Raw genomic sequence first — 21,563 nt, 5'->3', positions numbered from 1 at the left:
TCTGCATGGGGGTCATCGCTCAGGCGTACAACTTCGCGTCGAAGTCGTCGGACGCGACGACGGTGTCGTTCTTCCCGGCTGCCCGCGCCGGCGACCGGATCATCCTGCTGGTCGCCTCCTACAACGCACCCACGGTCACGACCTCGGGGTATACGAGGCACGCGGCCGCGGACGGCTACGACCACGCGCACATCTACTCCAAGGTGGCGGCAGGCGGCGAGACGTCGGTCACCGTGACGCGCGGCGCCCTGAACGACGGCATGATCTTGTACGTGCAGGTCCGCGACGACTGCCCGGAGGTGCTGTTCGCCACCTCCGGGGACGCGGCCGCAGGCGCCACCAGCATCTCGTGCAGCCCGGTGGACGTGCCCGCCGCGGTGGGCGTCGTGCTCGGCGTGCTGGAGCGCTTCAGGGACTCCGCCAACGGGATAGAGGGGCGGGTCTCGCCGAACGCGTGGACGCCGGCGATCGCCGACATCAGCTCCAGTTCGGGCGGGTTCTCCAGCACGTTGAACGGCGCCCAGTTCTACGCCGGGGCGCTGCCGTCTCCCGGGCGGGTCACCTACCGGGAGTCGTTGAGCGGCGCCGGGCAGGCGCACGCCGCGTTCGTCGGGTTCGGCGTCTCCGACATGGTCAAGCCCTCCGTCCCGCCGGGCCTGCACACCACGGACGTGCAGGACACGACGGTGACGATCGCCTGGGAGCCCGCGTCCGACGACCGGGCCGTGACCGGGTACGGCATCTACCTCAACGGGGCCAAGCGCGGCGGCGACCAGACAGCGCGGACGTACACCTTCACCGGGCTGACGAAGGGCACCACGTACGAAATCGGGGTGGACGCCCGCGACTCCGCCGGCAACCGGTCGGAGAAGTCCACGATCTCGGTGATGGCCATCACCGACCTGGCGGCGCCGACCGCGCCGGGCAACGTGCGGCTGGCCGACCTGGCGCACACGACCGCGACGATCGCGTGGGATGCGGCCTCCGACGATGTCGCGCTCGCCGGGTACGGCGTCTACCTCGACGGGAGCAAGCAGGGCGACGACCAGCCCGAGCTGGAACGCACCTTCCTCGGGCTGGGCCGAGGAAGGGCGTATGCGGTCGGGGTGGACGCCGTCGACACCGCCGGGAACCGCTCACCGATCGCCACCCTGGACTTCACCACCTTGGTGGACACGCTGCCGGGCGCCCCGCCCGGCGTGACCGCCACAGCGGGCGTGGAGGAGGTGACGCTGGCGTGGCAGCCGGCCGACGACGATCTCGGGATCGCCCGGTATGAGGTGCTGCTGGACGGGGAGGTGACCGCCGCCACCGCCACGCTCGGCTACGTCATCGACGGCCTGGACCCGGGCAGCGTCTACACGGTGGGGGTGCGGGCCGTCGATGACGGCGGCGGCCGCGGCCCGGCCGTACAGGTCGAGGTGACCACGCTGCCGGCGGACTGGACGCCGATCGCGGCGCCGGTCTACCGGCTCGAGGGCTGGACGGGAAACGCCCGCGACCGGTACGGCGTCGACTGGGTGGTCGAGTCCGAAGAGGGCTGGTCATCGACGGCGGACGTGCTGCCGCTGGACGCTGAATCCGACAGCAGCGACGGCGGGTTCTCGGGGCCGGGCGCGTTCGGGATGCGCCGCATCACGCTGGAGGGCACCGCCGTGGCGAGCAGCAGGGCGGGCATGCTGGCGGCGCAGGAGCGGATCACCGCGGCGCTGTACCCGCACCAGCTCGGGACGCTGCGCGTGCAGGAGGGCGGCGGGCTGACGCGGAAGGCGGGGGTGCGGCTGGCCGGGGAGGTGGAGATCAGCGACCGGAGCGCGGTCGCGTTCTCGTGGGTGCTGAACCTGGTCGCGCCGAACCCGCGCCGTACCGCGATGCGGCCCGTCTACGACGAGGTCGCCATCGAGACGATGCCGGGGTCGGCGTCGGCGCGCATCGTCATGAACGGCGACTACCGGTGGATTCCGGCGCGGATCCGCGTGTGGGGGCCGATCCGGGAGTGGAGCATCACCCACGAGCAGTCGGGGCTGGTGATCCGGGCGAAGCCGGGCACGGTCCTGCCGGCCGATTCCCGCTACAGCCTGGAGTTCGACCTGGCAACGCGGGTGGTGCTGGCGCATGTGCCGCCGGAGGTGTGGCCGGAGCCGCGGCCGGGCCGGGGGATGCTCGGCGCGTTCCCCGCCCGGTTCGCGCTGTCGAGCGGGGTGAACACGCTCACGCTGGCCGGGGAGAAGGTCGACGGCCAGGTCGGCAGCCCGCGCATGGTGATCGAGGCGTGGGACGCCTGGCGGTGACAGTGCGGCGACGTTAACGGCCTGGGCCGCCATACTCGCGGCCCGGGAATTCACCGCATTCGAGGGGGGCAGCGTGGCCAAATACACCGCGATCGCCGACGACGTCGCGACGGGCACCGCGATCAAGACGATCCTGCAGATCACCAACCCGGCCGCGAACCCGGCGTCGCACCGGATCGCCGTGTTCGGCTACCGCATCTCCTACCGGGGCACGGCGAGCACGGCGCAGCCGGTGCGGACGCTGATCGCCCGGCAGACCGCCGCCGGCGGCGGCAGCGGCTCGGGCGCGCCGGCTACGGTGCCGGTCGTGCGGCTGGAGGCGGCCGCGCCGGTCTCGGCGATGACCGCGGTGAAGGGGCCGTCCGGAGCGTGGGGCACGGAGCCGACGCTGGGCGACATCGTGTTCGCGCAGCGGCTGCACCCGCAGGCGGGGATGGGGGAGTTCATCCCGCTCGGCGACGAGGTGGTCGTCGCGCCGGGCGAGTGGCTGGCCGTCGTGACGCACGCGGCCGCCACCGTGGATGTGACGGCGCAGCTGTACTGGCGTGAGGGCCACTAGTGGGCGAGCTGGTCGAGGACTTCAACGACACCAGCTATGTGGTGTCGTTTTCCGGCGACTGGTTCCGGACGACGGGCACGGTCTACACGACTCCGCGGGGCGCCGGGTGTTTCCGCAGCGCCGACATCGGCGACAACGCGACCAGCGAGACGCGGGTGACGGTGCCGGCGGGCGCCTCCAAGGTCCGCTTCTGGTACCGGGTGAGCTCGGAAGCCACCTACGACAAGTTCTTCTTCCTCATCAACGGGGCGGAGAAGACCGAGGTCACATCGGCCGGGGACGTGCCGTGGACGCAGTCGCCGGAGTTCGACGTCGCGCCGGGCAACACGCTGACGTTCCGCTACTCCAAGGACGGCTCGGGGTCCCCGTCCGATGATGCGGCGTTCATCGACGACCTGACGTTCGTCGTTGATGATGCGCCGGTTCGGGTGCTGGCCAACACGGCGGCCGCCGTCGCCCGCGCGTCCCGCTGGTAGCTCCTCCTCACCCCTCTTCTTCTGCCTATTCGCCTTTCTCCTGGTGAGGTGACCTGCTCATGGCTCGTTTCGGCCGTGCTTACCCTGCCCCGGCGGCCAGAACCGCAGGCCCGCCGATCTCGACGCTGCCGCCGCCCCCGGTGGATGTGCGGGTGGCCGCGGCGACGCCGACCGAGTTGACGGTCGCGTGGGATCCGCCGCTGGAAGGGAACGCGCCGGTCGGGTACGGCGTGTGGCTCGACGGTGTCCGCCAGGGCGACGACCAGACCGCCACGACGGTCGTCTTCTCCGGGCTCGTGGAGGGCCGTTCCTACCTGGTCGAGGTCGACGCGACCGACGGCACCGACCGGTCCGACCGGGTGCCGCTGGTCGCGGCGACGCCGGACGTGACCGCGCCGACCGTCCCGGCCGGGCTGGCGGTCGCGGCGCGGACCCGCACGACGCTCACGGTCTCCTGGGAAGCGGCGGGCGACAACGTCGCGGTGGCCGGGTACGGGGTGTGGCTGGACGGCGACCGGCACGGCGGCGACCAGGCGGCCACGACGGTCGTCTTCACCGGGCTGACCGCCGGCACGGACTACCTGGTCGAGGTCGACGCGGTCGACGCCTCCGGTAACCGGTCCGGCCGGGCCGCGCTCGCCGCGGCGACCGCGCCGGACCTTCCGCCGGCGCGCCGCCGAACCTGCGCACGATGGAGGTCACCTACACCAGCTTCACGGTGGCGTGGGACGAGGCCGGCGACGAGGACCCCGTCACCGGCTATGACGTCGCCCTGGACGGCGACGTGGTCGCCGCGAACCAGACCGAGCGCACCGCGGTCTTCACGGGCTTGACCGAGAACACCGAGCACACGGTGCGGGTGTGGGCCGTCGACGTGCTCGGGCAGCGCGCCCTGGCGCCGGCAGAGATCACGGTCACCACGTTGGACGACACGCCGCCGACCGTGCCGGGCGTGCTGGTGGAGACCGGCGAGGAGTCCATCACGGTGGCGTGGGGCGGCTCCGACGACGACTTCGGCGTGATCGGCTACCGCGTCTACCTCGACGGGGAGCCGGTCCATTCCACGCCGGGCACCGACTACACGGTGGACGGGCCGGTGACGCGCCGGCACACCATCACGGGCCTGGTATCGGGCGTCGACTACCAGGTGCGGGTCGCCGCGGTGGACGAGCTCGGGCAGGAGTCGGCCGACAACACGGTCACCGTGGGCACGGTGCCGGTGCCGTTCCTGCCGTTGGAGTCGCCGGTCTACCGGCTCGGCGCGTGGGCCGGGAACGTCCGCGACGAGCACGGCGTGGACTGGGTGGTGGAGGCGGCGGCCGGGTGGGCGTCCACGCCGACCGTGCGGCCGCGCTCGGCCACGCTCGGCGGCGCCGATGGCGGGTGGGCCAGCGCCGGCCAGTACGGATCGCGGATCATCACCCTGGAGGGCACCGCGGTCGCCGCGTCCCGGGCCAGGATGCTGGCGGCCAAGCAGCGCATCGCGGCCGTGCTCGAGCCGCGCGAGCTCGGCGTGCTGCGGGTGGAGGACGCGCTGCGGACCCGGCAGGCGCGGGTGCGGCTCGCCGAGCAGGTCGAGATCACCGACATCGGGTCGGTCGCGTTCCGGTGGGTGCTGACGTTGAAGGCGGCTGATCCGCGCCGGTACGCGGTGGTGCCCGTCTCGGCGTCCGCGGTCGTGGACGAACTGCCGGGGGAGGCGTCGCTGACGTTGACGATGGCCGGCACCTACCCGCAGATCCCGGCCCGGCTGCGCCTGTACGGGCCGATCCGGGAGTGGACGATCACCCACCACGAGTCGGGGACGGTCATGCGGGCCATGACCGGTTCGTCCCTACCGGCGGATCCCCGCTACGGCCTGGAGTTCGACCTGGCGACCCGGCAGGTGTCGGCGCATGTGCCGGTGGAGATCTGGCCGGTGCCGCGGCCGGGCCGGGCCGCGGTGGCGCACCTGCCCGCCTGGTTCATGCTGCTGCCCGGCGTCAACACCCTCACCGTGGCCGGGCAGGCCGTCGATGGTGCTCCCGGGTCGCCGCGGCTGGTGGTCGAGGCCTACGACGCGTGGGTGTGATCGGGCCGCCGCGACGTTAAGCGGGCATTTCGTCATGCTCCCGTCCCGCATCACCGCATCGGGGGACGGGGGGCGTGGCGTATGTCGGTCGCGCAGTCAAGGACGTACAACGCGGGGGACACGGGTGCCCGCTCGTCGCACACGATCACGTTCAGTCCGGCGACGGCCGGCAACTGGCTGGTGGTCATGGTGTCGTCGGGCGTGCCGGTCACCGGCACCACGGGCGGCTACGAGCAGCAGAAGCATGTCGGGTCGGGCTTCTCCATGCGCCTGTATACGAAGAAGGCCGATGGCGGGGAGTCGTCGTTCACCGCGAGCACGTCGATCAGCACGATCAAGGTTCACATCTCGATGGTCGAGGTCATCGGGCCGATGGAGTTGTCGGGGACGCTCGCCAAGACCGGGTCCGGCGGGACGGCGTTCAACGACACGATGCCGCGCTCCGGCGGCGTGATGGTGGGCGGGGCCGCGCTGCTGTCGGCGGGCAGCTACGCGTCGATCTCGTGGCCGGGGCAGGTCGACCGGGAGTGGTCGATGGCGACGCCGACGACCGATGGCGGGTCCACGACGTCGTGGCACGTCAGCTCCGCGGCGTATGAGACCGGCATCAGCGCCTCCTATGCCTTCTCGGGTGCGACGATCCCGGGCACGTTCGGGTTCGCCGCCGCGGTGTTCTTCCCGGAGGTGCCGCCGGACGAGCAGGCGCCGTCGATGCCGGGTGATCTGCGGCTGACGAAGATGACGCCGACGAGCGTGACGGTCGCCTGGGACGCCTCCGGCGACGACACCGGGGTGGCCGGGTACACGACGTACCTCAACGGCGTCGAGAAGTCCTCGACGAGCTCGCGGTCGGCGACGTTTTCGGGGTTGACGCCGGGCGTGTCGGTGACGATCTCCGTCGACGCCTACGACTATGCGGGCAACCGGTCGGAGAAGGCGGAGATCACGATCACGCCGATCAACGACACGACGCCGCCGTTGACCCCGGTGATCCGGGTGACCGGCCTGGGCGCGGGGAAGATCAGCGTCGCGTGGGACACGCCGTTCGACCAGTCCGCGGTGACCGGGTACGGCGTGTATTTGAACGGGCAGAAGCAGGGGTCGGACCAGACGGGCCGGACGCGGACGTTCACCGGGTTGACTGCCGGCGCGGTCTACACGATCGGCGTGGACGCGCTGGATCTGCTCGGCAACCGGTCGGCGCGGGGGACGCGGACAGTGCGGGCGCAGGCCGACACGAGCCCGCCAACGATGCCCGGCGCGGTGCAGGTGGTGGCCACGTCCAAGACCGCGATCACGCTGGCGTGGAACGCGAGCACGGACGACAACGTGGGCGTGACCGGGTACGGCCTGTACCTGGGCGGGCTGCGCGTCGCCGAGATCCCCAGCAGGGTCTACACCTTCACCGGGCTCACCCCGGGCGTGACGTACACGGTCGGCGTGGATGCCACCGATGAGCTCGGCAACCGTACGGCCCGCACCATGCTGCAGGCCACCACGCTGGCCGACCTGAGCGGGGCGGCGCCGCCGTACGAGTACGTGCTGTACGACTGGGATTCGCATCTGCCGATCGACTCGCTGCCGCTGCAGAACGTCAGTTTTGAGGTGACGCTGGGCGGCGGCGGCGCCTGAGCGCCGACATCCCGCTGTACGACGCGGCGTACACGATCGGGCGGGTGGCGGCGGCGACCCGCCCGGAACGCACCATGATCATGGTGTATCGGGGGGAGCAGCTCGTGTGGGGCGGCCGCATCGTGGACCCGCAGGACTACGACTCCGAGACGGGCGTGCTGAAGATCACCGCTGAGGAGTGCATCGGGATCTACGGCCACCGGTACGTCGCGTTCACGGGGCCGCGCGCCGGCACGGTCGCCGACACCGAAGTCACGTGGCTGCTGGAGCATGCCTCCGCGGCGGCGGACCGGCGGTGGCTGACGTATGAGGGCGCGGCCGGGACGGGCGCCCCGGTGGATCGGGAGTACCGGGCCGAGGACTTCGAGCGGATCCTGGACAAGGCCGCGGAGGTCGCCGCGGCACCGGGCGGCTTCGACTGGTGGGTCTCCCCCGGGTGGGACGCTGTGGCTGACCGGCCCCGGTTCGTGCTGCGGCGCATCTCGCGGGAGTCGCCGCCGGACACGGGGCTGACGCTGGAGTACCCGGGCAACGTGCGCCGCTTCAAGCGCTCCACCCGGCGGGGCCTGGCGACGCGGACGTGGGGGCAGCTGCGCCGCCCGGACGGCGGCGTCATGCTGTCGTCGGTGACGCGGACGGACCTGCTGGCGGACGGGTGGCCGCTGATCGAGGAGGCGTGGCAGTTCGACGGGCTCACCAGTCAGGCCGCGCTCGACGCCGAAACGCAGCGCGCGTCCGACGCGTCCGCGGGCGCGAAGCAGTTGTTCGAGTTCGATCTGGCCATCACCCCGGATGTCCGCTGGTGGACGTGGGAACTGGGCGGGATGGCGCGCGTGGTGGTGACCGACCACCTGTATCCGGCGCAGCCGGACGGCGCCCCGGGCCTGGACCGGCCCATGAAGATCGTGTCGTTGAAGGTGCAGCCGGACAGCGCCGAGGGTGAGCTGGTGACCGTGACGACCGGCGAGCACACCGTCGCGGTCGACTGAGCGGAAGGGCGGGGCGTGGCGAAGATCCAGGCGGGGGACCTACAGCAGGCGGACCTGGTGCGGGTCATCTCCGATCTGCAGGCGCGGGTGAAGGCACTCGAACTGCAGGCGAGTGTCCGGTCGGTGACGTTCGTGCCCGTGCTGGAGTCGACGTCGTCCACGACGCTGACCCGGGCGGCGTGGACGACGTTCCCCCGATCCGGCTCGTCGGTGACAGTGGATGTATCGATCACCCTGTCGGAGGCGACGTCGTGTCAGGTGCAGCTACGCGCGGACGGCATACAGATCGACACGGTGAACGCCACCGCCTCCGGTGTGGTGACGGTGTCGGGGTTCCTGCCCGAGACGTGGGCGTTCGGTGCCCGGAAGGTCGCGGACGTGCAGGTGAGGGTCAACAGCGGGTCGGCGACGGTGGCGGTGGTCGGGGGCTGGCACCGGTGACCCGCCAGCTCTGCCGCACGGCCCGAGAAAAGAATCTTGGTTTCGGAGTTCATGCGGGCGGCTTGTCGAGGCTCTTACTCACGAGGCTTCACCGCCGTCCCCATCCCGTAGGAGAACAGCATGGACTCGGTCACCGCTGCGGTCACCATCACCTCGATCATCGCAAGCCCGACGTTCGCCCTTCTGGGCTTGTGGCTGCGATTGCGCTGGCGAGCGCGGCACGAGCAGATCCACGGCCAGAACCTGACCAACATGACCAAAGCCGTCCCTCCGGGCGGTCGGCTGAAGTTGGATAAGCAGGGCGATGGACACCACGTCCGTCTGGAGATCATCCGAAAGTCGACCTTGGAGAACAGGTAGCCGGTATGAGCGACCTTGAGCCGGAATCAGCTTATCTCCCGGCCGCAGCGCCGGACAGCCATCAGACAGACGCCGCCCTACGTTCCGCGACCGACGCAGAGTTCGCTCTCTTCTACCGGGCGACCATCCGCCCGCTGGTCGCCTTCTTGATCAACCAGGGCGCCGAACTCCCGTTAGCCGCGGACATCGCCCAGGAAACGATGATCAAGGCATACCAAAGGTGGTCCGAGATCAACCGGCCGAAGGCATGGGTTCACACGGTGGCCGGCCGCGCTCTGGTCCGCAAGTTAACTGATACCCGCGAAGATCCTCATGATCAGATGCCCGAACCGACGTCGTTGCTGCCTCATCCAGATGCCGCAGCGATCTGGGAGACCCGCCAGGTCACCTTACGGATGCTGGAAAGCCTGCCACCCCGCCAGCGCCAGGTTCTGACATGGACGCTCAACGGCTTCACCCCTTCTGAGATCGCCGAGCAGCTCCAAATGACCGCTGATGCCGTGCGAGGTAGCCTGCGAGATGCCCGCCGTGCAGCGGTCAAATACCTCAAGACGAACGGGTATCTCCAGGAGCGGGAGGAGGAGAAGTGAGCGGTCATCACCAGTTCGATAGCGATGATGATGCCGTCGAGCGTTGGTTCGACGAGCACCAGCGCACCCTCATAGAGGGTCTCGGCGCTGTTCTTGATGTTGAATCCGGACTGCGAGAAGTCCTGCTCCACTCCCATCACCGTATCCTCGTTGATGACCTCGACACCGTTCTCGACGTCGAAGCGGGCTTGGCCCAGATCCTGCCCACGGAGAGTTCAAGCCCAGCGATTGTCTCGCCGAAACCGTCCATGGATAAGCAGGGTCGTACAGACTCAGGACAGTTCTACCGATTGGTAGATGCGCAAGCCCGTCTAGAGCTGCGGCGCCATTCGGGCATCGTAGTTGCTTCCTACACCCTTACCCGTGCCCGCGCCCTCACCCTTATCCTCGACGATGCCAATGACCTCGCTAATGACCTCGCCCGCATTCTCTCCAGCGACTTGGACCTTGCCTCCAGCCACGACCTCAACCTCCGCCATGCCCTCCCCCTTGCTCGCAATCTTGCCGGCTGCTTCAATCGCGCCTGTACCCTCGCCTACAGTCTTGCCGACGACCTCGCCCTCGCCTGCAGTCTCACCGACGACCTCGCCAACACTGATATCCTCATCCGTGCCCGCGCCGCAGGCTTCGCCAATAACCTCGCTAACGCTGAAGATCTCGCCGAAGGTCTCACTAACGGCCTCATTAGCGCCCACAACCTAGTCCGCAGCCGCGATCTTGCGCGCGCCCGCGCCCATTCTCTCACTGATGCCCTTCAGAGTGCCCGCGCCCATAGTCGAGAGATCGTTGACTCTTTCAGTGAGTGGGTATGGAAGGTTATCGGCGTAATACTGGGCCATAACCTACCCGAACTTCCCTCGGAGTCTATAGAAGCCTTCCTGACTGACTTCACAGCATCTGATCTACGTGGCGTAGTGTTAAACAAAATCAGCCTCGGCGGTGTGCGGTGGTCCGAGACTGGAACGTTATGGCCGGGAACGGTGGACGTCGAAGACCTCAAAGCCCGTTCTGAAGAGGTCCCAGAAGAGCCAGGGGTCTACGTGATTCGGTCAGATTCGGCAACGGAACGTGACTTTGCCAATCTGACATGAGTCCTTTTCGGCAGGAGTTGGAGTACATATATCACTGCGGGTCCGGCTGGCGTTTACTCCCGTAGGTGAAATAGCGGTTGGCGGTGCCAGTGGTCAGCTCGCCGTAACGGCTGGGCGCCGGTATATATCCCGGCGCCCGATGGCCATGCACGGCCGACAGCGTCGATCACAAGGGGGAACATGACCAGCATCGTCATCAATCCGGACGGCACGGCGGAGCCGGTGACCGTCAACGTCAACTGCTCGGGCTGCTCGGCCGGGCAGCCCACCCCGGACCCGGTCCCGGCGGCCCGGCCGCTGTCGGAGGCGGCTCTGCACGGGTTCGGCGCGGCGACCGTCCTTCCGCACTACTGCGACCGGACGGTCGAGTACGCAGGGCCGGTGCTGGTCGGCGTGAGCGCGGTGCTGCCCGCCGGGACTCCGGTCGGTGCGGTCGGCATCGCCGTCGCCGGCCGGGGGGAGGGGGAGGCTTCCCAGGAGTCGCGGGTGGGTGTCTACATCGGTGGTGTCGCCGAGCTGGCCGGGCAGAGCGCGCACAAGGCCACCCTGTTCACGGCTGCGGGCTGGCGGTGGGCGGCGCTGGAGGCACCCGTCGCCGCGGCGGAGGTCGACCGGGTCGTGTGGCTGGTGGCGCAGGTGCCGCACTTCCCGGACACCATGCCGAGTTTCCTGGCCGCGGCGCAGGGGCCCGGCGCGCAGCTGGTCAACTCCCACCGGTACCGCAGCGTCATCGTCAACGGCCGCCAGGAGCTGCCGCCGATCTTCGACGGTGATGCGTTGCCGTTCGTCGCTCGGGCGGAGGTGCCCGCGATGGCCGTGTCCGCCCGGCCGGTCTACCAGCCGTAGCGCGTGCTCGGGGCCGGGGCCTCCTCTCTCGTGGGGGGCTTCGGCCCTGGGACGACGTAAGGCGGGTTTGTGCCTAGGGTGCCGCCCCGACATGGACGAGCCGGAGCGCGGGGGGTGCGGGATGGCCGAAGAGGAGCAGCAGGTCTGGATTGCTGAGCAGGTCGCGGAGGTGCGCAGGATCGCCGAGGTGGGGTTCACCGATGTGCGGGGGCAGCTCGCGCTGATCTTGCAGCAGGTGGCGCATGGGGAGCGGCAGCACGCGGCGCTGGCCGGGACGGTCGCCGACCATCATCGGGTGGCGACGGAGCGGCTGGAGGAGCACGCGCGGCGCATCCAGCAGGCCGCCGAGGACCGGGCGGCGGAGCGGGCCCGGCTGCAGGCGATGGCCGACAACGCCAAGCGGTTCGCCACGTGGGTGACCATCGGCGTCTCGACGCTGTTCGGTGTGCTGGGGATCGCGCTGAAGTTGTGGGCCTGACCTGCGCCGGGCGACGTTAACCCCCCGCTCGTGCAGCATCCGCCCTCGGACAGTCCGTTTTCCTCTTCCCGAAGGAGCCGATCATGGTTCATCGTCTTCCGGGCATCCCCGAGGCGCTGCGGCGCGGTGCCCGCTCCCTTGTGCAGAACGTCGCGTCGGTCGCGGTCGTCGCCGGCGGCACCGCGGTGGTGAGCGCGGGCGAGTCGGCGGATGCGGCCGCTCTCGGCGTGGCCGGTGGCCAGGCCGCGCTGGCGGCGGTGCTCGCCTACGTCTACACGCTGGTCAAGCCGGCCGGTACTCCCGGTGTCAGCGAGGTGAAGGTCCGGGCGGGCCGGACTCTGTGGCAGAACCTGCTGTCGGGGGCGGTCGTCGCCGGTGGCGCCGCCGTGGCCGGGGCCGCCGGCGCGGACCTGAAGACGCTGGGTCTGGCGGCTGGTCAGGCGGCAGTCGCCGCGGTGGTGGCCGGCCTGTACAACCAGGTGCGGCCGCTTCCGGCCGGTGATGGGCAGGTTCCGGCTATGTGATGGGCCGGTCGTCCGCTTATGATGGCGGCGCACAGGCGCTCTCGTAGAGGGTGTCTAAGGTCCTTCCTGGGGCTGTGTGCAGTGCGCGCCCGCCAGTCGGGGAAACCGCCGGGCTTGCCCGTCCTCGCTGGAGCCGGGCGCGCACGCAGGACTCCTGAACGTTGAAAGGCCCATCCCGTGGTGTTTCCCGGGGTGGGCCTTTCGGCGTTGTTGCCTGCTATAGGCGGGCGGAGACGGGCCGGGTGGGGGCGGGTGCGGCTTCGCGCGGGTCGAGGTGTCGGCGCATCCATGCGTCGAGCCATTGGGCGGCGTCGGCCGGGTCGTCGGGGCAGGTGTCGGTGATGGTGGACGGGCAGGTGGGCCGGAGGTGCTCCCACATGCCGTTCGGGTCGTCGGCCAGGTGGGTGGCGTCGAGGTGGCCGTACTGGCGGACGAAGCCGAAGGTGTCCGTGCCGAAGACGTCGGCGAGGTCGTCGTCGGGGGTGCCGCGCAGCATCTCGACCATGACGGCGCGGGCGACGACTTTGTTGACGGTGCGCAGGGCCTCGAGGGCGTCGGCGGCGAGCTGGCCGGGGGTGCGGCGGTCGTCGTCCACGGTGGAGACGAGGAGGAGGAGCCGGTCGACGGCTCCGGCGGCGGCGTTGGAGAGGCCGAGCCGGGCGACCTGGGTTCCGGTCATGCCGCTGTTGGGTCGTCGGTCGAAGGCGTCGTCGTCGTGGGGCATGGAGGCTCCTGTGCGTCGGCGGGTCGCTTCTGCTTTTGCGGTGCCCCGCGTTCAGTTTCCGGTTCAGTTCCTGTTTGTGACGGCTTGCGTCTAGGGGAAGAGTAGAGATCTTCCATCGGGAAGGTAAGCCCTCGCGGGGGTTTCCCCTGGTGGCGGAAGAGTGCCGGGTCCGGTTGTATTGACCTTGTTGGGCGCCGGGCTATAGGCTGACCAATATAAATATCCCCTACACTTTGAGCGGTTAAGGGGGGAGCGGCCTACCGTGCGCCGCACCCCCGGCACCGCCCGAACGCCATCGCGGCGGGAGCGGTTCCCGACGCGCCTGGCGTCAGCCCCAGGAGGAGAAGACCCTTGACCACCGACATCCCACCGGCCGCCCGGGTCGTGATGACGCCCGAGGTGGCCGCGCTGCTGCGCGAGCCGTTCCCCGCCGAGAAGATCGGCAAGCTGCCGCGTCTGACCTGCGGCGACTGCTCCAGAGCCAAAGGCGCGTGCAACGAGCACCCGAAGACGTGGTGCGAGACCTGCAACGCCAAGATCTCGCCCCGGCACATCCACCTGGACTACGTCGGCCACGCCGACATCACCGACCGCTTTCTGCAGGTCGATCCGTACTGGGACTGGGAGCCGCTCGCGTTCGACCCCCGTGGACTGCCCGCGTTCGATGAGCACGGCGGCCTGTGGATCCGGCTGACCCTCGCCGGGGTGATCCGCCTCGGCTACGGCGACGCCCAGGGCAAGACCGGCCCGAACGCGGTCAAGGAGGCGATCGGCGACGCGCTGCGCAACGCCGGGATGCGCTTCGGCGTCGCGCTGGACCTGTGGCGCAAGGACTTCCCCGAGGCGGAGGAAGGCCCGCGCGGCGGCCGCCGCCCAGGGCAGAGCACCCGCCCGGCCCAGACCACCGGCCCCGGCGGCTCCTGGCCGAGCCCGCCACCGACCCCAAGTGGCTGGCGAAGACCCTGGCGGACATCAGCGCCGCCCGGGCCCTCGAGGACATGACGGCGATCGGCAACCAGATCGACGCCGCGATCGCCGCGGGCAGGCTCGCCAAGCACGACGAGGACACGATCCGCGAGCTGTTCATGCCCAAGCGGGAGAAGCTGCTCGCCGAGCGCAACGCCGCCCACCAGGCCGACCAGGAGCAGGCCGAGGAGGTCGGCGCATGAACGGCAACCCCGTCCCGGCGGCGGTCCCGTCCCGCCGTACCCTGGCCACCGCGCTCGCGCTGGCCCGCTGGCTGGAGAAGCACAGGATCGGCAAAGTGATCGGCGCGCAGATCGCCGCGTTGAAGGCCGACGAGGGCGACGGCTTGCCCCGGCTGGCGCCCGGCACGAGCGAGGTCGCGCACATCGCCGGGCGTACCTTCGCCACCGTCGTCCAGCCGACGCCGGCCGTACAGGTCACGGTCACCGACCAGCGCGCCTACACCGACTGGTTGGAGAAGGAGTTCCCGTCCGAGGTCACCCGCACCGTCCACGTCGAGGTCACGGCGGAGGAAACCGACCGGGTGCTGGCGGCTCTGGCCGACGTGCTCGGTCCGGGCCGGGCGCACGTCGTGGCCGAGGCCCGGCCCGCGTTCCTGAAGGTGCTGACCGACGCGGCCAAGACCGGCGGCGGCTCCACCGCGATCCACCCGCGTACCGGGGAGGAGATGACCATCCCGGGCGTCGAGGTCACCACGACCAAGCCGTCGCCCACGGTGAACTTCACCAAGGACGCCGACCGGGTGATCGAGCAGGCGCACCGGGAGGGGCTGTTGGGCGGCGCGCACCTGGCCGCGATGCTCGCGCTCCCGGCCGCCGAGGGCGGTGAGCAGCAGTGACCGCCCGCCGTACGAGCGCCCGGCCCGGCCAGGCCCGCCGCGGCGGTGTCCGCCAGGCCGTCCTCACCTGGCACGACCGCGCGGCGTGCAAGGACGTCGACGTGGCGGTGTTCGCCAATGACACCGAGCCGCACCGCGACGGCAGCCCCCGCGCCCCGTACGACGACGCCGCAGCGAAGGCGCACTGCGGCCGCTGCCCGGTGCGGAAGACGTGCCTGGAGGACGCCCTGTCCCGGGGCGACCTGTGGTTGACCCGGGGCGGCATGAACAGCGACGAGTTGCGCTCCGAGAAGCGGCGCCGCGCCCGCAAGGGCTCTGCCGCCTGATCCCAGGGGCGGCCCTGTCCGGGGCCGCCCCCTTCTCGGCGCGACACGCCCGGGATGCACGCACACCCCCGCCGCGACCAGCGAAAACCCCTGTCTGATCTTCGCGGTTGGACGTTAACGCAGCGCTCTGTTTTCGTCCGTCCCCTGCTCCGCCATCCATCGGCGGGGCACCCGGTCCCCGCCGACAGAAAGACCCCCGACGATGTTCGACTTCCGGAACCGCCGCCCTGCCGCGGCCTCCAGCTCGCCGGAGCTGGCGCCGCCCTCCGATGAGGAGCTGACCGGCTGGATCGCCGGTCTCGGCGAGACCCCCGAGCAGGAGGAGCCCGCCGGCCGCGCGCCGCGCCCTACGCGGCGGCCGGCGTCCGATGACGGCCCCCACCAACGGCAACGGCGGCCCCGACCGGGACCGCCGCCGCAGCCTGCCGGGTGTTCGCAGCACCCGCGGCTGTGCCCCCTCAACCCATGTCGAAGACCCGAGGAGACACCTCGTGAGAGTACCCGGAGCGGTAGCCCGGCGCCAGGACGGCGGCGCGGGCCGATGAGCAACCTGTCCGAAGAGTGGGCGATGTACTACGCGCCCGTGCGCTCCCAGACCGAGAAGCTGGTCCTGGTGGCGCTCGCTCAGCGCACCTGCGATGACGGCTGCAACGGCTTCAAGTCGAAGAAGACGCTCGCGCAGGCCGCCATGTGCGACGCCAAGACCGCCCAGCGGGCGCTGGCCGCCATGAAGGAGCGCGGCGTCATCGCCTCCGGCGACCAGTCCGCCGCCGACTACATCGACCGCCGGTACCGGCCGCACGTCTACGACCTGCAGATCCCGTTCTCGTGGTACAGCGCCGCGCAGATGGAGCAGGTCAACGCCGACCGCGCGGCGCGGGGCCTGAAGCCGCTGACGCCGGCCGACCGGCCCGATCTGGCTGCGGCTCCGCCGCGCGCCTCCCGCAGCGACAAGGGCAAGGCCGCCCCCCCAGCGGCGCCCCAAGTCGCTCGGGCCGCGCTCCGCCGGCGACCAGGGCCAGGATCCGAGGGGGGACTACGAGTCCCCTCTGCCCGAGACGCCCAGGGGGGGATTCTCAATCCCAGCCTGGGGGGACTGAGAGTCCCTCCAGGGGGGACTGTGAATCCCCCAATTCCTTAAGAGATAACTCCTCTAAAAGAAACTCCCCGGACACTCCTCCTCCCGCCGTAGGCGGAGTGCAGCACCGTAAGGCGCCGGACGCCGCGGCCGTTCCGGCCGGAGCCGACAACCCGGCAGCGACGACGACCAGCCACGCCCACATCTCCCCCGCCGCCGCGGTGTTCGAGCAGCTGCCCGCCGAACTGCGCCGCCGCATCTCCAAGGGCGCGTCCGGCAGGGTGCTGGCCGCGATCCAGCGTGAGCTCGCCGGCCGGTCCGTCGAGCAGCTCACCGAGCGCATCGGGCGCCGGTGGGCGTGGTGGCAGCACAAGGGCGAGCGGGTCAACGACCCCGTGGCGGCCGCCGTGACCCTGGTGCGGGCCCGGCTGTGCGCCAACGCCCGCTGCGAGGACGGCGAAGACCTCGACCAGGGCGGGGCGTGCACGGCGTGCGGCGGCGGATCCCGCCGCACGGACACACCCCCACCGTCCGCCGCGCTTCGCACAACCCCGTCCGCCGTCCCGGCCCCGGCCGTCCCGCAGGTGACGCCGACGCCGCCCCCGCTGCAGGAGCGGTTCGCCGAGCTGGACAAGCTCACCTCCGCGCCCTCCGGCGACGAGGAGCCCCGCCCGAAGCCCCGCAAGGCCCCCCACGGCCCCGGAGAGGCCGCCAGGGCGGCGATCGAGGAGGCCAGGGCGAAGCTGGGCCCGAAGAAGCTCTCGCAGCGCGAGAAGGATCTTCAGGCTGCCCAGGGCGTCTACTGCGAGCGGTGCGGCGCCGAAGCCGGCACCTGGTGCGTCAACGGCGACGGCATCGAGACGCCGGGCCTGATCCACTCCGGCCGCGTCGTGGCTGCCCGCACCGGCACCTGGCCCACCGGCCCCACCGGATCCGACCAGCGAAGCGGGGTCGCATGAAGCTCTCGCCCCTGTACGGCCCCTGCCCCTGCGGGAAGCCCAAGACCCGGCCCTACCCCGCCGGTCCCCGCTGTTCCAAGCACAGCCCGGCCGCCCTCGCGGGCCGCATCGAACCGCCGACCATCAGCCCCGACCAGGCAGCGGCAGCGCGCGAGGCCGAGCTGAGGAAGGAAGCCGCATGAGCACCGCCCCCTGGCGGCCGCACATCACCGCCGACCCGGCCGTCAACGCCGGCAAGCCGACCATCGCCGCCAGCGGCGTCCCCGTCGCCGCCGTCGTCAGCGCCTACGTCGCCGGCACGCCGGTCTTCGACATCTACCGGGAGTTCTGGATCGGCCGCGGCGACCTGCTCGTCTGCTGCTGGTGGGCCGCCCGCTACGCCAAGCAGCGCAAGGCCTGGAGGAACTGGCTGGAGCGGTGGGAGCGCACGCTGACGGCTCCGGCGCCGGGCTGCGACTACGAGCAGGTGCCGCTCCCCCCGCTCAGCGCCTCCGGCGCCAAGGCCCGGACGGTGGGGGTGTGCGGTGGGTGACGCCGACCTCGCCGCGCTCCAGGCGGAGGTCGAGGCGCTGCGCGCCGAGCTGGCCGCCCAGCAGCGCACCGTCCCTGCCCTGCCCTCCGAGCACGACGGGACGCCGATCACGTGGCGGCCGTGGACGCCTGCGCCGCTGCTGTCGCACGTCGATGCGGCATGTCCGCAGTGCGCCCACCCGGGCCCGTCCCTGCTCACGTTCGGGCTCGCCGGGGAGAAGCAGAAGATCCGCTTCCAGGCCAACCGGTGCCCGGCCTGCCGGGAGACGCGCGTCTACCGGCGTGAACCGGCCGCCTACGGCCTGCCCCGGATCATCCTGATCGCCTATCACCCGCCGCGCAGCGAGGTGCCCGGTGGCCGATGACATCCGGCTCCTGGTCGGCGCCCGCGGCCTGGCCCTGCTCGTGCCCGGCACCGACCCCGCCGAGGTCCACGCTCGCGCCCTCGCCTACGCCCCCGGCAACGACCTGGTGATCGAGGGCGGGCCCGACGCCGTCTGCATCCGGTCGATGCGCGCCATCGGCTGGTGCAGCTGGTCGTGCGCCTACTGCGGGCCGGACGGCCTGCACTACGTGCCCGCCCGCGCCGGGTCCCTCGGCGTGGTCACCGCCGGGTTCGTCCCCTGCCGGCAGGCGGCCCTTCAGGAACACGCCCGCCCCGACGCCTCCCCCAGGAAGGACTCCCCCATGCTCGACTGGCGCACCGTCAACGCCCTGCCCTGCCCGCCGTCCTGGCGGGCCGTCTTCGGCGACGACTCTCCTCGCGGGTACGTCGTCCGGCCGGTCCCGGCCTGGCTGATGCAGGAGGCATCCGAGACCGACCGGGAGACCGGGCAGCCGGTGACCCGCACGCGGGTGATCGCGGCCTGCGTGGAGGGCGCCGAGCTCGTCCCGGTGGATTCGGTCGGCGGGTTCTGGGGATTGGCCTCGCCGGAGGTCCTTGACGACACCCTGGCGGAGGCGGCCGCCGAGCACCGACAAGCCGAGGACGCGGGCGTGGTCCCGTTCCGGCCGCGCCGCGCGGAAAGCGCCCTGTGACCAGGCCGGCCTCGTCCGTCGAACCCATCACCCAGGAGGAACAGTGAGCCCGACCCTCATGCACGCGAGCGACCCCGGCGACGAGCAGGTGGTGGGATACGTCGTGGTCGACGTCTCCCGGGCCGAAGACCGGTCGAGGTGGATGACGCCGCGCATGCGCGCCACCGCCGAGCAGGCCGCCGAAGACTTGGCGTACTGGGACAGCGGGATCCGGGGTGGACGCCGATTGGAGTTGCGGGTGGCCAAGCTCGTGCTCCTGGACGAGCCCGAGCCGTGAGGCCGTTCGCGGATTTCCCGCCGCCCGCACCGATCGGCACCTGGCAGCAGGGCGGGGCGACGGTGGCGGGGAAGGCGTGGGAGCGGCGCGGCCGTGTGCAGATCGCCTACCAGTGCAGCCGGTGCTGGTGGTTCTACCGGATGAGCGTGCTGCCCGAGCACGTCGAGGTGTGGGTGGAGATCCCGCCGCACTGGCATCTGCAGTTGTGCGGCGCGGAGGATGCGTCTCCTTGAACGGGATGTTGCCTACTGGAGTTCGGCTTCGGACCGAGTGCCCTTGTCCATGAGCTTCCACTCGTATTCCGACAGGTTGATCGGGTCCATGGACATTCCGGCGAACCACGAGGGCATGCGCTCGAACGTCTCGGAGTCCATGTCCGCATAGCCCTCGATGATCACCCACTTGATCCCGGAGTCCGAGTCGATGTGGATGCCCTTGTAGATCTTGGGGCCCCAGTACAGCTTGGGGAACTCGGCTTTGTCAGCAGGATCGTCGATGAGGTCGTTCGTCTTGAACGATTGCTTGATCGTCTTATCGACCTCCTTCTCCTCCGGAGTCTGGTTGTAGAACTTCTTCGGCGTCGAGGGCGCTTCGCTAGGCGATGATGACGTCTGCGTCGGCGAGGGAGTAACCGATGCACTCGAAGGAGCAGATTCAGGCGCCGAAGAAGCGATGAGGGTCTCCGAAGGAGTGGCGGCAGGGGCCGCGGTCACGGTGTCCTCGCCTCGGTTCTCCAGTGTCACGAAGACAACGCTGTAGATGAGAGCTCCTAGTACCGCGGCCCCACTAGCCATGCCTTCGGGGGTGGACCAGGTCGCCTCTCGCACTTCTCTCTTCGCCAGGAACTGGTAGAGCGCGAACCCGACTACCAGCAGTACAGGGCCCTTGACCCACCATGGCCCCATCCAGATGGACAGGGGGATGAGAGGACTGAGAACGAAGCCGACGGCAAAGGCAAGGGGACGCGACACGAGGAACCTTCGGGCTCAAGACAAGCATGGACACACATTTCTGCGTCCGCGAACCTATCAGCCCGTTAGCTCCCTTTGTTAGCGTGTGTCGTATTCGTCGCTAATGCGTTGCTTTCTGTAGAGCTTTGATCATCGTCCTGTTGTGATGCCGTCCTGGCCTGGTCGGATTCAGACGCACGGCGTGTCGCCCCATTGGGACGGCCGACGGCCCCACACCCAAAGAGGCTGTGGGGCCGTCCGGCGTCCAGGGGTTTCTCACTCGCCGACATCAGTCGCAGGGAAGTCGAGGGTGGGCAGGCCGTACACGAGCTTGTACCGGTCGCCCGGGTAGACCTCGACGCGCATTCCCAGGATGCGCTCCCCGGAGGTCAGCACCACCGCCTGCTCCAAGACGGGCGTGCCGGGCAGAATGTCCAGCAGCGCGCCCTCCTCTGGCGTGGGCATGCGCGCGATCGTCTCCGCGCGGCCTTCCACCGAGGGGATGTCCGCTTCGGCGAGCAGCAGCACGTCCGCCTCTTCCAGAGACCTCGGGGAGGTCAACCCCGGCACGGCGTCCGTCACCGACCGGCACCAGTAGGTGTCGCTGACGCTCTGGCCGACCGCCCGCCGGCGGAACACTCCAGCCGCGCCGGGCTCCTGCGCCTGCAGCGCGGCCGGCGTGGCCACGAGCTCCACCGTGACCCGCGCCCCGAACTCCCGGTTGATCACATCGAGCCGTACCGGCCGGGCCTGCCGGTCGTAACTGCGCACGTACGCACCCTTCTTCGGTTCCACTGCCACCAGGCCCTCGCCGACCAGATCGTTCATGGCGCGCTGCACAGTGTTGCGGGCCACCCCGTACCGGTCCTGCAGCTGCTTCTCGCTCGGGAGCCACGCCCCCGGGGGCAGCTCCTGGCCGAGGATCGCCGCCCGAAGTTCCCTGACGATCTTCTCGTAGGAGTGCCGCCCCTCGGCCATTAGTGCCCATCCCATCGGTGTTGGTGGTGTGCCGACACCCAGGGTGCCAGCTCGCAAGCCCACCGGGGTATCGGTCATGGCTATCAACGTCAACATCCCCCTATTGTCCATCTACACCCATCAAGTTAACTTGTAGGGTGTAGCTAGCCAAGAGGAGAGAAGGAAGGAGGACCCCATGCAGACCCTGATCCCGCCCCGCCAGCCGTGCGGAATGTGCTCCGGAGGCAGCACCGCCACCTTCGCCGGGCAGCCCATCGGCCGGTGCTGGATCTGCTCCGGCCGCGGCTACACCCGCGACTGGGACCGGCACCTGCTCGCCGCCCTGCACGGCGCGTCCCTGATCGTGGCCGCGCTCCTCGGCGCGGGGGCCGCCGCCGCGCTGAACTGCGACCTCGACCAGGCCGCGGCCACGCTGACGGCGGTGATCCGGTGAGCACCGACACCCACACCGAGCCCGACGAGCTACTCGACGACACCGCCGAGCAGCCCACCGCCCCGGCGCCGCGCCGGACGACACCACCAACCCGGC

The 21,563-nt window shown here is 70.5% G+C and carries 29 protein-coding genes and 1 pseudogene; 27 read left to right on the top strand and 3 right to left on the bottom strand.

Going from position 1 to position 21,563, the window contains the following annotated elements; translation table 11 throughout:
• The first annotated feature begins 5 nt into the window (after positions 1 to 5).
• The 14 genes and pseudogenes from ACWJ6R_RS02265 (at position 6) to ACWJ6R_RS02200 (ending at position 12,348) form a co-directional block, all read left to right on the top strand.
• Positions 6 to 2,291, top strand: a complete 2,286-nt coding sequence (locus ACWJ6R_RS02265) for a fibronectin type III domain-containing protein (protein WP_449060596.1) — start codon at positions 6 to 8, stop codon at positions 2,289 to 2,291.
• Positions 2,292 to 2,364: 73 nt separating this feature from the next.
• On the top strand, positions 2,365 to 2,850 hold the full coding sequence (locus ACWJ6R_RS02260) for a hypothetical protein (protein ID WP_449060595.1): 486 nt from the start codon (positions 2,365 to 2,367) through the stop codon (positions 2,848 to 2,850).
• A complete protein-coding gene (locus tag ACWJ6R_RS02255) occupies positions 2,850 to 3,326 on the top strand; it encodes a hypothetical protein (protein ID WP_449060594.1) in 477 nt (158 codons plus the stop codon). The genes ACWJ6R_RS02260 and ACWJ6R_RS02255 overlap by 1 nt, the downstream gene beginning before the upstream one ends.
• A 59-nt stretch (positions 3,327 to 3,385) precedes the next feature.
• Positions 3,386 to 3,934: pseudogene (locus ACWJ6R_RS02250) on the top strand (fibronectin type III domain-containing protein); the annotation flags it as partial.
• Positions 3,935 to 4,017: 83 nt separating this feature from the next.
• Positions 4,018 to 5,397 (top strand): fibronectin type III domain-containing protein, encoded by a 1,380-nt coding sequence (locus ACWJ6R_RS02245; RefSeq protein WP_449060593.1) that lies wholly within the window; start codon positions 4,018 to 4,020, stop codon positions 5,395 to 5,397.
• An 81-nt stretch (positions 5,398 to 5,478) separates the two neighbouring features.
• Positions 5,479 to 7,029: a fibronectin type III domain-containing protein gene (locus tag ACWJ6R_RS02240; protein ID WP_449060592.1), complete on the top strand. Its 1,551-nt coding sequence runs from the start codon at positions 5,479 to 5,481 to the stop codon at positions 7,027 to 7,029.
• 44 nt (positions 7,030 to 7,073) lie between these two features.
• On the top strand, positions 7,074 to 8,018 hold the full coding sequence (locus tag ACWJ6R_RS02235) for a hypothetical protein (protein WP_449060591.1): 945 nt from the start codon (positions 7,074 to 7,076) through the stop codon (positions 8,016 to 8,018).
• 15 nt (positions 8,019 to 8,033) lie between these two features.
• A complete protein-coding gene (locus ACWJ6R_RS02230; protein ID WP_449060590.1) occupies positions 8,034 to 8,459 on the top strand; it encodes a hypothetical protein in 426 nt (141 codons plus the stop codon).
• Between the two features lie 120 nt (positions 8,460 to 8,579).
• Positions 8,580 to 8,819 (top strand): hypothetical protein, encoded by a 240-nt coding sequence (locus ACWJ6R_RS02225; protein WP_449060589.1) that lies wholly within the window; start codon positions 8,580 to 8,582, stop codon positions 8,817 to 8,819.
• Between the two features lie 5 nt (positions 8,820 to 8,824).
• Positions 8,825 to 9,409, top strand: coding sequence for an RNA polymerase sigma factor (locus tag ACWJ6R_RS02220; protein WP_449060588.1), 585 nt, complete (start codon positions 8,825 to 8,827; stop codon positions 9,407 to 9,409).
• Positions 9,406 to 10,500: a hypothetical protein gene (locus ACWJ6R_RS02215; RefSeq protein ID WP_449060587.1), complete on the top strand. Its 1,095-nt coding sequence runs from the start codon at positions 9,406 to 9,408 to the stop codon at positions 10,498 to 10,500. The genes ACWJ6R_RS02220 and ACWJ6R_RS02215 overlap by 4 nt, the downstream gene beginning before the upstream one ends.
• Positions 10,501 to 10,680: 180 nt before the next feature.
• Positions 10,681 to 11,346, top strand: coding sequence for a hypothetical protein (locus ACWJ6R_RS02210; RefSeq protein WP_449060586.1), 666 nt, complete (start codon positions 10,681 to 10,683; stop codon positions 11,344 to 11,346).
• Positions 11,347 to 11,437: 91 nt separating this feature from the next.
• Positions 11,438 to 11,824: a hypothetical protein gene (locus ACWJ6R_RS02205; RefSeq protein ID WP_449060585.1), complete on the top strand. Its 387-nt coding sequence runs from the start codon at positions 11,438 to 11,440 to the stop codon at positions 11,822 to 11,824.
• Positions 11,825 to 11,907: 83 nt separating this feature from the next.
• On the top strand, positions 11,908 to 12,348 hold the full coding sequence (locus ACWJ6R_RS02200) for a hypothetical protein (protein WP_449060584.1): 441 nt from the start codon (positions 11,908 to 11,910) through the stop codon (positions 12,346 to 12,348).
• 217 nt (positions 12,349 to 12,565) lie between these two features.
• Here the strand turns inward: ACWJ6R_RS02200 and ACWJ6R_RS02195 are convergent, their stop codons facing one another.
• The gene (locus tag ACWJ6R_RS02195; RefSeq protein WP_449060583.1) at positions 12,566 to 13,072 is read right to left on the bottom strand and encodes a hypothetical protein; all 507 of its coding nucleotides are present in this window, start codon (positions 13,070 to 13,072) and stop codon (positions 12,566 to 12,568) included.
• Between the two features lie 351 nt (positions 13,073 to 13,423).
• On the opposite strand from ACWJ6R_RS02195, the gene ACWJ6R_RS02190 reads away from it, so the two are divergent.
• From ACWJ6R_RS02190 to ACWJ6R_RS02135, 12 genes are all read left to right on the top strand, one after another.
• Positions 13,424 to 14,074, top strand: a complete 651-nt coding sequence (locus ACWJ6R_RS02190) for a hypothetical protein (RefSeq protein ID WP_449060582.1) — start codon at positions 13,424 to 13,426, stop codon at positions 14,072 to 14,074.
• Entirely contained in the window at positions 14,071 to 14,241 is a 171-nt protein-coding gene (locus ACWJ6R_RS02185; protein ID WP_449060581.1) for a hypothetical protein, read from the top strand. Before ACWJ6R_RS02190 ends, ACWJ6R_RS02185 begins: the two co-directional genes overlap by 4 nt.
• Positions 14,238 to 14,897, top strand: a complete 660-nt coding sequence (locus ACWJ6R_RS02180) for a hypothetical protein (protein WP_449060580.1) — start codon at positions 14,238 to 14,240, stop codon at positions 14,895 to 14,897. Before ACWJ6R_RS02185 ends, ACWJ6R_RS02180 begins: the two co-directional genes overlap by 4 nt.
• A complete protein-coding gene (locus ACWJ6R_RS02175; RefSeq protein ID WP_449060579.1) occupies positions 14,894 to 15,223 on the top strand; it encodes a WhiB family transcriptional regulator in 330 nt (109 codons plus the stop codon). The genes ACWJ6R_RS02180 and ACWJ6R_RS02175 overlap by 4 nt, the downstream gene beginning before the upstream one ends.
• Before the next feature lie 541 nt (positions 15,224 to 15,764).
• Positions 15,765 to 16,364 carry a hypothetical protein gene (locus tag ACWJ6R_RS02170; RefSeq protein WP_449060578.1) on the top strand — a complete coding sequence of 200 codons (600 nt, stop codon included), beginning with the start codon at positions 15,765 to 15,767 and terminating at the stop codon, positions 16,362 to 16,364.
• Between the two features lie 56 nt (positions 16,365 to 16,420).
• Positions 16,421 to 17,260 (top strand): zinc finger domain-containing protein, encoded by an 840-nt coding sequence (locus ACWJ6R_RS02165; protein ID WP_449060577.1) that lies wholly within the window; start codon positions 16,421 to 16,423, stop codon positions 17,258 to 17,260.
• Positions 17,257 to 17,442, top strand: a complete 186-nt coding sequence (locus ACWJ6R_RS02160) for a hypothetical protein (RefSeq protein WP_449060576.1) — start codon at positions 17,257 to 17,259, stop codon at positions 17,440 to 17,442. The genes ACWJ6R_RS02165 and ACWJ6R_RS02160 overlap by 4 nt, the downstream gene beginning before the upstream one ends.
• Positions 17,439 to 17,792 (top strand): DUF433 domain-containing protein, encoded by a 354-nt coding sequence (locus tag ACWJ6R_RS02155; protein WP_449060575.1) that lies wholly within the window; start codon positions 17,439 to 17,441, stop codon positions 17,790 to 17,792. Before ACWJ6R_RS02160 ends, ACWJ6R_RS02155 begins: the two co-directional genes overlap by 4 nt.
• Complete coding sequence (locus ACWJ6R_RS02150) at positions 17,785 to 18,156, top strand: hypothetical protein (RefSeq protein ID WP_449060574.1); 372 nt, start codon at positions 17,785 to 17,787, stop codon at positions 18,154 to 18,156. Before ACWJ6R_RS02155 ends, ACWJ6R_RS02150 begins: the two co-directional genes overlap by 8 nt.
• Positions 18,146 to 18,829 (top strand): hypothetical protein, encoded by a 684-nt coding sequence (locus ACWJ6R_RS02145; RefSeq protein ID WP_449060573.1) that lies wholly within the window; start codon positions 18,146 to 18,148, stop codon positions 18,827 to 18,829. The genes ACWJ6R_RS02150 and ACWJ6R_RS02145 overlap by 11 nt, the downstream gene beginning before the upstream one ends.
• A 43-nt stretch (positions 18,830 to 18,872) precedes the next feature.
• On the top strand, positions 18,873 to 19,106 hold the full coding sequence (locus ACWJ6R_RS02140; RefSeq protein WP_449060572.1) for a hypothetical protein: 234 nt from the start codon (positions 18,873 to 18,875) through the stop codon (positions 19,104 to 19,106).
• A complete protein-coding gene (locus tag ACWJ6R_RS02135) occupies positions 19,103 to 19,339 on the top strand; it encodes a hypothetical protein (RefSeq protein ID WP_449060571.1) in 237 nt (78 codons plus the stop codon). Before ACWJ6R_RS02140 ends, ACWJ6R_RS02135 begins: the two co-directional genes overlap by 4 nt.
• Before the next feature lie 12 nt (positions 19,340 to 19,351).
• On the opposite strand, the gene ACWJ6R_RS02130 is transcribed toward ACWJ6R_RS02135, so the two are convergent.
• Together ACWJ6R_RS02130 and ACWJ6R_RS02125 are read right to left on the bottom strand one after the other, a co-directional pair.
• The gene (locus ACWJ6R_RS02130) at positions 19,352 to 20,077 is read right to left on the bottom strand and encodes a hypothetical protein (protein WP_449060570.1); all 726 of its coding nucleotides are present in this window, start codon (positions 20,075 to 20,077) and stop codon (positions 19,352 to 19,354) included.
• Between the two features lie 255 nt (positions 20,078 to 20,332).
• Entirely contained in the window at positions 20,333 to 21,049 is a 717-nt protein-coding gene (locus tag ACWJ6R_RS02125) for a GntR family transcriptional regulator (protein ID WP_449060569.1), read from the bottom strand.
• A 160-nt stretch (positions 21,050 to 21,209) separates the two neighbouring features.
• Here ACWJ6R_RS02125 and ACWJ6R_RS02120 point away from each other — a divergent pair, with 160 nt between their 5' ends.
• Positions 21,210 to 21,467, top strand: coding sequence for a hypothetical protein (locus ACWJ6R_RS02120; RefSeq protein ID WP_449060568.1), 258 nt, complete (start codon positions 21,210 to 21,212; stop codon positions 21,465 to 21,467).
• The last annotated feature ends 96 nt before the right edge of the window (positions 21,468 to 21,563 follow it).

Source organism: Planomonospora algeriensis, from assembly GCF_977012225.1.
This window is presented reverse-complemented; position numbering and strand designations above follow the sequence as displayed.

Bases quoted from the DNA above. Each gene is read 5' to 3' on its own strand.
- ACWJ6R_RS02265 (WP_449060596.1), top strand. From the start codon at position 6: ATGGGGGTCATCGCTCAGGCGTACAACTTCGCGTCGAAGTCGTCGGAC.
- ACWJ6R_RS02245 (WP_449060593.1), top strand. From the start codon at position 4,018: ATGGAGGTCACCTACACCAGCTTCACGGTGGCGTGGGACGAGGCCGGC.
- ACWJ6R_RS02240 (WP_449060592.1), top strand. From the start codon at position 5,479: ATGTCGGTCGCGCAGTCAAGGACGTACAACGCGGGGGACACGGGTGCC.
- ACWJ6R_RS02225 (WP_449060589.1), top strand. From the start codon at position 8,580: ATGGACTCGGTCACCGCTGCGGTCACCATCACCTCGATCATCGCAAGC.
- ACWJ6R_RS02220 (WP_449060588.1), top strand. From the start codon at position 8,825: ATGAGCGACCTTGAGCCGGAATCAGCTTATCTCCCGGCCGCAGCGCCG.
- ACWJ6R_RS02210 (WP_449060586.1), top strand. From the start codon at position 10,681: ATGACCAGCATCGTCATCAATCCGGACGGCACGGCGGAGCCGGTGACC.
- ACWJ6R_RS02205 (WP_449060585.1), top strand. From the start codon at position 11,438: ATGGACGAGCCGGAGCGCGGGGGGTGCGGGATGGCCGAAGAGGAGCAG.
- ACWJ6R_RS02200 (WP_449060584.1), top strand. From the start codon at position 11,908: ATGGTTCATCGTCTTCCGGGCATCCCCGAGGCGCTGCGGCGCGGTGCC.
- ACWJ6R_RS02195 (WP_449060583.1), bottom strand. From the start codon at position 13,072: ATGCCCCACGACGACGACGCCTTCGACCGACGACCCAACAGCGGCATG.
- ACWJ6R_RS02185 (WP_449060581.1), top strand. From the start codon at position 14,071: ATGACGGCGATCGGCAACCAGATCGACGCCGCGATCGCCGCGGGCAGG.
- ACWJ6R_RS02180 (WP_449060580.1), top strand. From the start codon at position 14,238: ATGAACGGCAACCCCGTCCCGGCGGCGGTCCCGTCCCGCCGTACCCTG.
- ACWJ6R_RS02170 (WP_449060578.1), top strand. From the start codon at position 15,765: ATGAGCAACCTGTCCGAAGAGTGGGCGATGTACTACGCGCCCGTGCGC.
- ACWJ6R_RS02160 (WP_449060576.1), top strand. From the start codon at position 17,257: ATGAAGCTCTCGCCCCTGTACGGCCCCTGCCCCTGCGGGAAGCCCAAG.
- ACWJ6R_RS02155 (WP_449060575.1), top strand. From the start codon at position 17,439: ATGAGCACCGCCCCCTGGCGGCCGCACATCACCGCCGACCCGGCCGTC.
- ACWJ6R_RS02125 (WP_449060569.1), bottom strand. From the start codon at position 21,049: ATGGGATGGGCACTAATGGCCGAGGGGCGGCACTCCTACGAGAAGATC.
- ACWJ6R_RS02120 (WP_449060568.1), top strand. From the start codon at position 21,210: ATGCAGACCCTGATCCCGCCCCGCCAGCCGTGCGGAATGTGCTCCGGA.